Source organism: Psychrobacter arcticus 273-4 (genome assembly GCF_000012305.1).
GTDB lineage: Bacteria > Pseudomonadota > Gammaproteobacteria > Pseudomonadales > Moraxellaceae > Psychrobacter > Psychrobacter arcticus.
Window position 1 is genome coordinate 2273301 of record NC_007204.1, and the last position, 13726, is coordinate 2287026.

A 13726-nucleotide genomic window follows, 5' to 3' on the forward strand; every position below is an offset into this window, starting at 1 on the left:
CCTTAACGTTGAGTATGTCGTTTAACAGCTACGACAACTTGCCAAATTAGTATGCCAAACCAAATATAAAATAGTAAGCTGATAAATTCAATACCACTCTTTTTCTCTAAAAACTTACTAAAAGGCAATAAGTTCATTGCCATATTATTTAAGAATATCCAAAACCACTCTACACCACTCCAAATAAAATAATCAAAATAATCAAAATATAAACCGTGTATATATAAAACTAAAGTATAAATTATCAAAGAAAATATCAACCAAAACGTAGGTTTTATATAACTCTCTCCAAATCCAGATATATAATAATTAGCATTAATTATAAATTTTCTATAAAAATTTTCATTAGTAAATTTATTAAATATTTTTTTTAATATTATCAACACCTTATCTATGAAAATATATTTATTACTGTTTCTACTATTTTTATTAACCTCTTCTCTATAAGCCTTCATTTCTTCAATAAAAAACTTGTTTGCTTCAATATTGTTCCCTGTATCATCAAAAGAGTTCTTAATAATCCTAAATGTCTCTCGATTAGTATTTACTCGGCTAATTTCCACATTTAGAAAGTTAGGCTTGTCTTTTAGATTTGTTTTTGAGAAATCCAAACCCGACCTAAAATTAGCCCCCCTAAAACTTGAGAAGTCTAGAAACGTCACATGTTCAAATACAGTTAGAAACTGTATATCATTTTTATTATCTATTACACCAAATTCAACTTCTTCAAAGCCAGCGAAATCATTGAAAATACTCTTGCTGAATTTTGCTTGTACAAACTTACTTTGAAATGTATCAAAGACTTTATCTACATTAGAATTAGTAAATTTTAAATTATCGATATTTCTATATTTAATTTCAACTTTAGCTTTGAATTTGGTATCTATAGTATCTAGATTACTTATGTGTAAAATATCATTGTCAATTTCGTATCCTGCATTCTCAATTCTTTGACAGTACTCTTTACTAATTCCATTTAATTTAAAATCAGATTCAAAACTACAGTCAATAATCGACAATTTTTTTATTTTATAACAATACTTAATTCTGTCAAATTCTTTCTTGCTACTGAAATTGACATCAATGGCCTCTTTATTTTTTATGACCTGTAAAATATCAGGGAATTTGAATAATGTCTTTTTGAATTTTAAATTACTTATTAATATATTACTCTTAAAAAAGCAATGATAGAACATGTTGCAATGTATCTCATCAGTGAAAATAGATGGGGTTAAAGCAATATTTCCCTCAAAGATACAGTCTACATATCTATACTCAATACTTCCCTTGTTATCTTTAGTTCTCACTTGTGGAGATGGATGTATTTCTATACCTTCACTAAAAGTGCAATATTTATGGTAATAATTTTTAATCCCATTAAAATATAGATGACCGAATCTACAATTTTTAAAATCAACCTTTCCTAAATAATTTATAACTGTTCTAGCATTTAAAATAAAGTTATCTAGATTACTACTTTTCGGGAAAAGTATATTTTCAATTACAATATTCATTGTGCTTAGTTTTTCAGTTAAAAGCTTATTATCTATTATATTTTCATACTTAAATTCATTAATTTCGTAATCAGGTGTAATCTCCCTATTTTTCCCTACTTTATAAAATTTATTATTTAAAATATTTTCATATAAATAGTTCATAAATACTTTAGAAAACTCCTGCAAGTAATCATCCATATCTTTACTTTCAATTTCTCCATCTGAGCAATGCAGCGCACAGTACTTAAGCTTTCCATAAACATCATTTTTGCAGCCACTTGATAGTTCACATACCATTTCATTACTTCCCAATAGAATCAAATACTTATATTTTACTTGCCCTGAATATTTTCATTCATATCTTAGATTTAAGTTCATACAATAGCACACAAATATTCAGTTATATAATTGACCAAGAGTTAGTCAGAGAACTAAGCAGTAGACAATAAAAAACGCCATCATAAATATGACAGCGCTCTTCGTTAATACAGATATCTACGTTTCAATTATAAGTTTTTCAACTCCTCCATCTGCGCTGTCATCGCGGTCAACTGCCCTTCTAACTCAGCCAACTTCGCTTTCTCAGCATCGACTACTTCTACAGGCGCTTTACTGACAAAGCCTTCATTACCTAACTTGCGCGCAATACCTTCAGATTGACCTTTCAACTTATCATATGACTTACCTAAACGAGCCAGCTCAGCCGTTGGGTCAATCAGCCCTTTCATCGGGACAAGGACGCGCAACTGCCCAACCATACTTGATGATGATAATGGTACTTCATCGCCTTCTTTTAGAATGGTTAAGCTTTCCACTTTAGCAAGCGCCTTAAACTGATTGGCGATACGCGATAGACGTGTGTCTTCCGCTGCCGAGATATTTTGTAGCAGCACTGGCAGACGTACCGCGTTGCCCAATTTCATCTCACCACGGATATTACGTACGCTCGCGATCAGCTCCTGTAGCCACGCCATATCCGCCTCAGTTTGCTCACTGATTTGGCTGTTATCGGTTTGTGGATAGGCGGCAATCACGATGCTATCGGTCTCTTTACGATTTAATAGCGGCGCGATGGTCTGCCAAATTTGCTCAGTCAGATACGGCATGATGGGATGGCTAAAGCGTAGCGCCGTCTCAAGCACATGCAGCAGCACGTAACGGATTTGCGCTTTGCGCTCGTCTGATACCGAGTCATCATTGAGGCTGGCTTTGGCAAGCTCAACATACCAATCACAGTATTCATTCCAGATAAATTCATAAATATCATGGCTGACCATATCAAGACGATACTGGTCAAAATGCTGATGGATATTGGTAATGGTCGAGTTCAGACGACTCATGATCCATTTTTCTGGCAATTCCCAAACGTCAGCATTGGCGGTTTGGTCGATGGCTTGGGCATTGCCCTCTTTATCGACACAGTTCATCAATACAAAGCGGCTGGCATTCCAGATTTTATTACAGAAGTTACGATAGCCTTCGACACGTTTCAAATCAAAGTTGATATCGCGACCGGTACTGGCAAGGGAGGTAAAGGTAAAACGTAGCGCGTCCGTACCAAATGCTGGGATACCTTCAGGGAACTCTTTACGCGTTTGCTTTTCAATTTTTGCCGCGTCTTTAGGGTTCATCATATTGCTGGTGCGTTTTTCTACCAACGCCTCTAACTCGATACCGTCGATGATGTCAATAGGATCAAGGACATTACCCTTTGACTTAGACATTTTTTGTCCATTGCCATCACGCACTAAGCCATGCACATAAACGGTCTTAAATGGAATTTGTGGCGTACCATCTTCATTTTTAACGAAGTGCATGGTCATCATGATCATGCGCGCCACCCAAAAGAAAATAATATCAAAGCCAGTGACCAAGACGCTAGTTGGATGGAAAGTTTCCATCACGCGTGGATCGGCATTAACATCTGCCCAATCAAGGGTACTAAACGTCCATAAGCCAGAGCTAAACCACGTATCAAGGACGTCATCATCTTGGCGCAATTTCACATCAGCAGCTAGATTATATTTACTGCGTACTTCCGCCTCATCACGCGCGACATAGATGCTACCTTCCTCGTCATACCATGCTGGGATACGGTGTCCCCACCACAGCTGACGGCTGATGCACCAGTCTTGAATACCATTCATCCATGCCATATACATGTTTTTATACTGCGCTGGGACAAATTCAATTTGACCGTCTTCTACGGCGGCAATCGCAGGTTGAGCCAGCTCTTTAACTGCCACATACCATTGATCGGTTAACCACGGCTCAACGATTGCGCCGCCACGTTCCGCGCGCGGTGCTTTTAGCGCGTAGTCTTCGATTTTCTCTAACCAGCCTTGCTCGCCAGCTTGCTCCACTAAGAGTTTGCGCGCGGCAAAACGCTCAAGTCCTGCATAGTCAGCGGGCGTGGTTTCTAGCGTTGGCTCACGCGTTTGCAAGTCTGGATAGACTTCCATTGCTGGCAAAATATGGGCATGAGCATCCAAAATATTAATCAGTGGCAACTCATGACGACGACCAAGCTCATAGTCATTAAAATCATGGGCTGGGGTGATTTTTACGCAACCCGTACCAAATTCGATATCAACATAATCATCGGCAACGATAGGCACGATACGACCGGTAATCGGTAAGGTGATAGTTTTGCCAATCAGGTGCGCGTAACGCTCATCTTTTGGATTAACCGCCACTGCCGTATCACCCAGTGAGGTTTCAGGACGTGTAGTGGCAACGACTAAGTAGTTTTTGCCGTCTTGAGTGGTGATATCTGTATCAGTGAAATGGTAGCGGAAATGCCACAAGCTGCCTTTTTCATCAACGTTTTCGACTTCTAAATCAGAAAGCGCCGTTTGAAATTTTGGATCCCAGTTGACTAAACGCTTACCACGATAAATCAAACCATCATCAAACAGGCGCACGAACACTTCTTTTACTGCATTGGACAAACCATCATCCATGGTAAAGCGCTCACGCGACCAGTCGACTGAGCTGCCCAAACGGCGAATTTGACGGGTGATATTGCCGCCCGACTCTTCTTTCCATTCCCAGACTTTATCGATAAAGTCTTCGCGGCTCATATCACGGCGCTTGATACCTTCAGCTTCTAAACGACGCTCAACCACCATTTGGGTAGCAATACCCGCATGATCGGTACCCGGCTGCCACAGTGTATTGTCACCATCCATGCGGTGATAACGGGTCAGTGCATCCATAATCGCATTGTTAAAACCATGCCCCATATGCAGTGAACCAGTGACGTTTGGCGGTGGCAAGGCGATAGAAAATGACTCGTCTTTATCAAAGGTTGGCTGAAAATAACCGCTGTCTTCCCAACCTTGATACATGCCTGCTTCAACCTCGCTTGGGTTGTAGGCGTTCTCCAGTTGGCTAAGTGCCGCTTGGATAGAAGTGGTTAGATTGGTTTTGCTGCTTTCAATGTTATTGGGATTACTCATAATGAAATGGTCTTTTGTTAATAATGAATGTAGGCAAACACATAAGTGGATAAATGAGGAAAATGATTAGTAGAGTGATTTTAACGCAGATGGCCAGATTTTGTTAGATGCTAAGGTAATTTATCAGGCTTGCAGGGTATCATTGCGACACTAATAACTGTAAACACCAATAAACAACGCCAATCGGCTGAACTTCCAACAAAACAGATCCTTGTCGTGTTATAAAATATAGGTCATGCGATAACTTATATAGCCATCGCATAGCATAATAAATGGTGTTTTTATCCTAAAATCACTATCTGATAAACAGCGAGCCGACTGTGTCCCAAGATACCGAGCATAAAAGTAATTTTGAAGCCGATAAGATGGACGATAGACGCTTGACTGATGTTAGCGCTAATCCTCAGTATGACGCTAGCAAACAGAATATTGCAAAACTGGACGCTGAAGATAAAAATGCCGATATGCCAGACGGCACTGAAGTTAGAGAAAGTTTAGAGGACAAAGATTTCTCTGAGGATATTAGCGAAGAAGACAAAGAAACTATCAAAAAAGTCGCTAATGATGATAATTTAAGTCAAGCAAAAAGCTATGCCAGCATATTAGTTGAGCAGGTTATGGATGCCAGAGAAACTTTTGAGCGCTCACTTGGGTCGTTATTTACCAGTGCTTTTACCGCTGGTCTTGAGATTGGCATCAGCTTCTTTATGATTTTATCGGCTTTTGCACTTCTAAGTGGCGTACTACCGAGCCATTACGCCGTTGTGCTCGCCTCTTTACTTTATCCAATTGGTTTTATCATCGTCATCATTGGTCAATCATTATTATTTACTGAGCAGACCTCCCTTTTAAGCCTACCTGTTCTCAATAAAATCGAACCGCTTAATAAGCTGCTACGCCTTTGGGGCATCGTCATTGCGGGTAACATCGTTGGTGGCTGTTTATTTGCGGCGTTAATGATAGGCTTGGGTTTAAATATGCAGCTATTTAGCGTCAGCGATATTGATACTTATGCCGAGCATATTTTAGGGTTTAGATGGTGGGTGATATTTGGCAGTGCCATATTGGCAGGCTGGATGATGGGCGTCACCGCATGGCTTGTAACCTCAGCACGCGACACACTGAGCCGTATTGTGTTGGTCAGCCTGATTACAGGTAGTATCGGATTTTTGGGTTTGCACCATAGTATCGTTGGCAATATCGAGGTTTTTTCTGCCCTGCTCTATGGAAATACAGTTAGCTTGGGGCGTTATTTGCTATTTTTGGCTGTGGTGTTGGTAGGCAATACCATCGGCGGCGTGGTATTTGTCGCAGTCCTCAAAAACCGTACTTTCTTATTCCAAATCGAAAAAGTAAAAGAACAAGCAGCCGACGCTAAAGCAAGAACAGATGCACGTCGATCTTAATGCGGCTTGCGATTCTCAGTACTCATAACCGCTGTACCGTAAGCAATGGCTTCGACCATACTCCCTTGTTGATTAATATTACTAACCTCAAGACGCAGACCATAAATATGGTTATAGCCTTTCATCTGCGCTTGAGTGCGCATACGTACTAATGCTTCACGACGAGCGCGATCCAGCAAAGTTTCATAAGTGGTAAGATTTTTACCAAAAAGACTCAGCACTTTGGCAATCACCATTTTAAAATAATCTTGCGCGATAACGACACTACCAAGCACCAATTCACCTTCAGAATGATTAACCATCTTTGGTACATAAAAACGCTCACTTGAGACAATAATATGGCTTAACTCAGCTTCAGCAATAGTCAATCTTGCCAAATGCTGACGCTCATGGCGCGCACCAAAAAACCAGCCAACTATGAATAAAACAAGCAGCGGTGCATAGTTCATCAGCATTTGGGTGAACGATTGATTCATGGAACGTCTCTTATCATCAAAAAGGCTACCAGTCAGTATTTGAGCGTAGTCTTATTCACCAAAAGGGTTAAAGCGTGGCAAGTCATCATTTGCTTGTGCCGTTGTTGACGGCTGGGCAGCTGATGGTACAGGCTCCTCATATTGAGAGTGGCCTGAATGATGACTAGGTGGCTGATTCGATGACTGATAAATAGGTTGCTGCTGCATGGGTACGGCTTTGACCGCTGTCCCATAAACAAACAGCTCAGAGGCACCTTGCGCAATGCTAGAGGTCGAAAAACGCAGTCCAACCACTGCATCAGCACCCAATGCCTCCGCTTTGACGATCATACGATCAATCGCCTCTTGACGCGATTCTTCTAACAGCTCGGTATAGGCAGTGAGCTCACCGCCTACGATGTTTTTTAGACCCGCAAATAAGTCTTTACCAACATGCTTTGAGCGCACGGTACTGCCGTATACCACATCCAAGCGCTCAGTAATCTGATAGTTAGGCAAGTGCTCAAGATTGGAGAGTTGCACAGTCATAGTACGGCCTTATTAGTGACTTAAAGAATGAGTGACTTAAAGAATTAGCGACTTAAAGAATGAGCGACGTATAGAATGATAAAAAACGTATCGTCCGTTCAAGATAAAAGCACGATGCCTTAAAAAGCACATTGCTCAAATAACTTTTATTGAGCAAACTCTTTAGTCATTGGTATGAAACAACAAAAACAGCTCAGTTAAGTTGCCTTCGATGCTGTTTACCATTTGTACCATTTTATCTTGATCTTTACGCATCTCAGCAAGCTCAGGGTCTTCATCATCGATACCGCTCAGCACAATCATCGGCAAGGTCAAGACTGCTACATCTTCTGCGGTCTCTTCGTTTTCCATCCAATCACTGGCTTCATCACCATACATTGCATCGACAAAGCCAATCGACCAAGCAACGATATCTGAATCATCAGAAAAATCGACCGCCACTTCTTCATTGCCCGCATCTTCACCAAACGGTAGCTCAATAGGCGTCTCGTTTTTTAGCTCAGCGATGATCGACTCGCGCCAGCGCTGAATGCCATCAATCACGTTTTCTGGAATATCACTCACATGATCTTCAAACAGTGCCTCTAACCAATTAGGTAACGGACGTCCAATAACAGTCGCGGTCAAAAAACCATGAGTGGCAACACTATCGAGCACAAATGCGCTTTCTTCGTTGTCTAAATAATCGAGTAGTTCATCAAAACTTAGTTGGCTGGTCATGGTGTGGTTGTCCTTGAAAGATGGATTGCGTCAGGCGCAATAAATAAGGGTTATATAAAATGACGAGAGGTATAAAGACGACGGTGATCTGAACTAAGGCAATCTGTCCAAAGCATTTTTTACATTGAACATGGCTAAAATAAAGCGGTGGAAAATAGCTGGTTAAATAGGTATTGTTAATTATAGGTACTGTTAATAATTATAGGTACTGTTAAGTACCATTAAAAGCAGAATCCAACCAGCTTAGCACAGCACGCTTAGGATAATTAGTTAACGATGGTTAGCTAATAGCCATGAGAACGCAAATCAAAACTTAAAAATTATTAGCAAAATATTTGCGTGACAACCTCATTGTAGCGACGACGAATTAGAGTTCGTCATCATCCCAATCATCGCCATCTTCATCGAAATTATCGATATCATCAAGGTCATCTTTTAGCTCTTTAGCCAAACGTTTCTCTTCTAGCAAATTATCAATTAGACGACGCTTCTCAAGGCTACTTAAGCGTGTACGTACACTCGTCTCTGCTTCTTCAACCATCTTTGCATCATCATCATCAACGAAATCATCATCAAAATCGTCATCAATATCAGCATCACTCATGACCAACTCCTATCTTTTTTTGGCAAAATTACTGAAAAGTTATCAATATATATATGCCTTATAAAGTCTCTATTAAGCCTTGTCAATGCTTTTTATTACCATGACGCATTTACAAGTCAACAACAAGACACTACTGGTCATTATCGCGCAGGCAATTGTAGAGAATTCCTGTCAGTTAAACAGACCATCTAAGCCTACTCTTCTGAGTCGTCAATCATCAATACCGCATTACGCACATCTGCTAAACGCTGAATCATAGCATCATTGCCACCATCGAATATTGCGCACTCACGCTCATAAACCGTCGTTGGACGCATGACGCTTTGTACTTGTACGTGATGACTGATTTGTTTAAGACCATCATTCGGCAATAAAATCAGCATCTGCTCTTTTTTACCGACACTGGCGAGCAGATGCGTCATGGCATCGACTTGGGCATTATCACTGACGCCAGCTTTTGCTGGCAAGGCGAATCGTGACAGCTCAATATGCTTATCATGAATAATTTTATTCAGCATCAGGTATAGCTTGGCTAGCATCACGCCTGCCAATGCAACTTTTGCATGGCTATTTTCTGCTTTAAGCATCACATAAGCACCACTTTCATCAAAGTGTGGTTCATTGAGTGCGCTCACACCCAACAGCAATGGCTGTTTCAGTAACTCAGTCACCGCCTGATTTAGTAGCTGCGTACACAATGCCAAATACGGCAGACGTTGAGACGGTGCCAAGCGCTCAAGCATATTAAACTCGTCATGAAAGACAATCTGGATGCTGACACTATCAAATGCTCTGGTAGCAGACAATCGAGAGGCATGATTGTTAGCGTGGTTATTAGCCTGCTGACTACTGTCTACAGCTTGATGAGCAGTATGGTCTTTGAGAGGACTGTCTGTCATATTACTGGCAGCATCAGTATCATCAATTGTACCATTAGTATTACCATCGAGTGGCGTGTCTTGATTTTGCTGAGTTCGAACATACTGATTGACAGCACTATGAATATCTAATTTACGCGTATTGATTTGCTGCTTATACGCTGCATCGGCAGCTACTTGAGAGTTAGACTGGCCATCTAAAAGGGTATGATTATCAGTTACCAGGCCGCTATTCTGATTAGTAACACTCTCACCATCAGCAGTAGGCATTGATTGACGACGTTCTCGCTCACGATCATAGCCGCGCTGGTCTTGCTGCGTATATTGCTCACGATGCAAATCTTGAACATCTCGGCTGATGGCGTTGATTTGCTCTCTGGTTGGACGGGCGATATAACTATAAATCAGCCACAGCAGCAGATGCAGCACCATCGAGCCAATCACAAACAGCCATTGCATGGCGATGATTTCACCCTTGCTAATGTCTTTTAGAGTCAATACCACACTACCGATGACCGCATCGTCTTTGGTTGCAATTTGGCTAATGATATCACCCTGCTGCATCGGCGCATTGCCGACGGGCACTAGAATATCGCCATTATTGTCTTTAATCAAGATGCGAGTCACATCCTGCTCGCTGGTATAACGATTGGCAATGACGCTTAAGCTGACACGATCTTTGTTTTCTAAAGACAGGCGTGCTTCATCGATGAGCTGGGCGACCATCTGCTCGCCTTTTTGCGCACGACTGTTGCTCAGCTGTTGGTCGGTACTGATGACCAATAATAGCGTCTGCAAACAAAAACTAACCAGAAGAATGATGGCAAACAACCCTTGCCGCGGCGCTAAATAGGTCATGATATGGTAAACTTTTTTTGGATAAATGGAGTTAAAAAATGAGGCTATTGCTCATTCGCTCATTTTTGCAAGAGTATGCAGCTATATTTGTTCAATTCAATACCGCATTGTCTAAATAACGTTTTTTTTGCGTAAAGAGACTGATTATTAGACGCTGCCATCGTACAGTAGTTATGTTGTGCAATTGTGTGTAGGTAAAAACATTTAACCAGTATTTATTATTCGCTCACCCACTCATTGACATCTACTATATCACCATAGTAAGGGTTATGGCGTTAGCGAGTATCATAATTTTTTTGTAATGATTCATTTTAATTTTACTTAGCTTTTTTTGCTACGGTAGCCGTTTTATTTGCCGTTGATACTTTGCGTCTCATCTATAGGCGCTGCTCAGTAAAGCTGTTATTATTCCTAATCTTATATCAGCATACAAGGGACAATTGAGCGATGCCAAACAATACATCTTACTCGTTACCAAAAGACAGCAAAGCATGGCAACAGGCGGTTGATTCCGTGGCCTCCCTGTTACCAGAGGGTACCAACTTACAGGATGTTGATGCACTACAATCCTTGCCTATTTTTGCTTTAATTGTGGTATTGCCGACGCATGTATCCTCGCTCGATATCCACCAATATGTGCAATCATGGGTTGATGAGCAGCCAAATTGGCATCTGGTCACAGTCGCAGAAGACGCCGATGCCAATTTTGTAGATATTGAGATTGCTGATATAGACATGACGCAACCCTTTGCCAAACACTCATTGATCGATGTGCAAGTGTTCCGTTATTTATTGGTGCCAATGACTGATACCCTGATGCATCCTGCCAAAAAAACCGCAGCCGCACACATCATTGATGACCAATTGACCACGCGTTTGCGTCACGACTTGACTGAAGCTTATAACAACGCTCAAAGCACAGTCGTAAGCGATCATTCGGATGTCGTTGATTGTCATATCTTATCGGTTGGTCATATGCTGCGTACCCATAAGCTTGCTTGCTTTGATATGGACTCTACGTTGATTGAACAAGAAGTCATCGTTGAGCTGGCAAAAACGGCAGGTATTGGCGAGCAAGTAGAAGCTATCACTGAAGCAGCAATGCGCGGCGAAATGGATTTTAATGAATCTTTTGCGCAGCGCGTGGCACTATTACAAGGCATTCCAATCAGCGTACTTGATGAGATTTGCAGTCGCTTAATATTATCGACAGGCGCTCGTGCTACCATCAGCGCCCTAAAAGCTTTGGGCTATCATACGGTACTGGTATCCGGTGGCTTTACCTATTTTGCGCGCTATATCGCTGAGCAATTGGGTATTGATGAAGTGCACGCCAACCCATTAGATATCGAAGAAGGTGAAGTCACCGGTCATATACAGCTGCCTATCGTTAATGGTGCTAAAAAAGCAGCTATCGTTGCCCATACGGCTGAGCGCCTAGGGATTACCATGTCTCAAGTGGTTTGTGTCGGTGATGGTGCCAATGACTTACCGATGATGGCCCTGGCTGATTTGGGCGTGGCTTTTAATGCCAAACCCATCGTACAAGCGCGCGCCGATGCAGCTGTCAATGTCACAGGGCTTGAAGGGGTACTATATGCCCTAGGCTATCCGGCATTTGCACATAGCAATGAACGTAGCAAAACTTAGTTACTTACCATCTACATCGATCCAAAAGCTGGGCTAATATATTTTGATTGGTCCAGCTTTTATGGTTTACTCTCTGCTTTACAGTATTTTTTGGCGCTATAGTTGAAATACTTTAAAGTCGCTACCGTATTGCTGGTGTAAATTTTTTGCAGCCTCTGTCTGCGTAGGCACAGCAAGCAAGAAAAATTTGCACCAGTAGTACGTGTTGTATCGATATTACTTTTCACCGACTATACTATACTGCCATTCGTTATTGTCACTTTTATCTTGTCCAGTAACTTTATCTTGTTCAATAAGAAGGAACGTCCATGACGGCATCACAATCACCACGGCCAGATGCCCAGTCATCTTCCACCCCGTCATCTTCCACCCAGTTAGATAACCAACCTGTGGCTGACGAAAGCAGCCCGATTTATAAAAATAGTCCCAAGCAATTGCTAGGTGTCTATGTTCGAGGCTTGGCAATGGGCGCTGCTGACATTGTACCGGGTGTCTCTGGTGGTACAATCGCACTGATTGCTGGTATTTATGAGCGCTTAATTAACGCTTTGAGCAGTGTTGGTCCCAATCTTTGGCAAGTCTTTCGTCAAGAGGGTGGTATCAAAGGTTTAATAGCGGTATGGCGACAAGTCGATGCCACTTTTTTATTGTTCCTGTTGATGGGTGTTGCCACTAGCCTTGCAACGCTTGCCAGTGTTATTAAGCATTTATTAGATAATCAGCCTTTGATGATTTGGTCATTCTTTTTTGGTTTGGTCATCGCAACTGTTTTTCTTTTATTAAGTGAGATTAAACGCTGGAATATCGGGCGGGCGTTATTGTTCCTGCTTGGAGTAGCCAGCGCCGTTATTATTAGCAGCTTGCCTCTGATGAACACCACACCAAGCTTGCCCTATCTTTTTGTTGCCGGCGCTATCGCTATTTGTGCGATGATCCTACCTGGCATATCAGGATCCTTTATTTTATTGTTGATGGGTGCTTATGATACGGTGCTCGAAGCCGTTCATACCTTAAACTTTGTCATTATCTTTACATTGGTGGCTGGTATGGCAACGGGATTATTGCTCTTTACCCGTATGCTAAAATGGTTATTATCCCGTTATTATCAAGCGACTCTGGCCTTGCTGATCGGCTTTATTGCAGGCTCGTTGGTCAAAGTCTGGCCATGGAAAACCGATGCGTTAGGGACATTAAATAGTGAAGCCATCCATAACGTCATGCCATGGCATTACCCTACCGGTGCTCAATGGTTAACCACCTTAAGCTTGATGCTATTGGGTGCCATTCTTGTGACTGCTTTATCGCTTTGGGGTCGTCGTAGCCCTAGCCCTTAATACATATAGTCGGTGAAAAGTAATATCGATACAACAGGTATTACTGGTGCAAATTTTTCTTGCTTGCTGTGCCTACGCAGACAGAGGCTGCAAAAAATTTACACCAGCAATACGGTAGCGACTGTAAAGTATTTCAACTATATCTACTCTTGCTATCAAACCTTACTATCAAACCTTACTATCAAACCTTACCATCAAAAAAAATCGCCCATATCATGGCGATTTTTTTGATGTCTACGACAGCAAAATTTGTCGTTTATTTTGCTAAATACTTTTAAAAAACCAAACGTCAGCTGTTGTCGCAAAGGCACCTTC

The 13726-nt window shown here is 41.5% G+C and carries 10 protein-coding genes; 3 read left to right on the top strand and 7 right to left on the bottom strand.

The features are described 5' to 3' along the window. Positions 1-2: 2 nt before the first annotated feature. Positions 3-1808: a hypothetical protein gene (locus PSYC_RS09570; protein ID WP_187147098.1), complete on the bottom strand. Its 1806-nt coding sequence runs from the start codon at positions 1806-1808 to the stop codon at positions 3-5. Positions 1809-2002: 194 nt separating this feature from the next. Further along, positions 2003-4957: a valine--tRNA ligase gene (locus tag PSYC_RS09575; RefSeq protein WP_011281108.1), complete on the bottom strand. Its 2955-nt coding sequence runs from the start codon at positions 4955-4957 to the stop codon at positions 2003-2005. Positions 4958-5277: 320 nt separating this feature from the next. Between PSYC_RS09575 and PSYC_RS09580 the strand changes: the two genes are divergently transcribed. After that, the gene (locus PSYC_RS09580) at positions 5278-6363 is read left to right on the top strand and encodes a formate/nitrite transporter family protein (RefSeq protein ID WP_041757777.1); all 1086 of its coding nucleotides are present in this window, start codon (positions 5278-5280) and stop codon (positions 6361-6363) included. Here the strand turns inward: PSYC_RS09580 and PSYC_RS09585 are convergent. The 5 genes from PSYC_RS09585 to PSYC_RS09605 form a co-directional block, all read right to left on the bottom strand. Beyond that, a complete protein-coding gene (locus tag PSYC_RS09585; RefSeq protein WP_011281110.1) occupies positions 6360-6839 on the bottom strand; it encodes a YbjQ family protein in 480 nt (159 codons plus the stop codon). The two genes, PSYC_RS09580 and PSYC_RS09585, sit on opposite strands and share 4 nt — an antisense overlap. Before the next feature lie 51 nt (positions 6840-6890). Then, on the bottom strand, positions 6891-7367 hold the full coding sequence (locus PSYC_RS09590; RefSeq protein ID WP_011281111.1) for a YbjQ family protein: 477 nt from the start codon (positions 7365-7367) through the stop codon (positions 6891-6893). Between the two features lie 162 nt (positions 7368-7529). Next, positions 7530-8087: a UPF0149 family protein gene (locus PSYC_RS09595; protein ID WP_011281112.1), complete on the bottom strand. Its 558-nt coding sequence runs from the start codon at positions 8085-8087 to the stop codon at positions 7530-7532. Between the two features lie 367 nt (positions 8088-8454). Then, complete coding sequence (locus tag PSYC_RS09600) at positions 8455-8691, bottom strand: PA3496 family putative envelope integrity protein (RefSeq protein WP_011281113.1); 237 nt, start codon at positions 8689-8691, stop codon at positions 8455-8457. Positions 8692-8885: 194 nt separating this feature from the next. Further along, positions 8886-10427, bottom strand: coding sequence for a hypothetical protein (locus PSYC_RS09605; RefSeq protein ID WP_011281114.1), 1542 nt, complete (start codon positions 10425-10427; stop codon positions 8886-8888). A 447-nt stretch (positions 10428-10874) separates the two neighbouring features. Between PSYC_RS09605 and serB the strand changes: the two genes are divergently transcribed. Next, positions 10875-12077, top strand: coding sequence for a phosphoserine phosphatase SerB (gene serB, locus PSYC_RS09610; protein ID WP_011281115.1), 1203 nt, complete (start codon positions 10875-10877; stop codon positions 12075-12077). A gap of 308 nt (positions 12078-12385) precedes the next feature. Beyond that, positions 12386-13411, top strand: coding sequence for a DUF368 domain-containing protein (locus PSYC_RS09615; RefSeq protein ID WP_011281116.1), 1026 nt, complete (start codon positions 12386-12388; stop codon positions 13409-13411). Positions 13412-13726 lie beyond the last annotated feature (315 nt).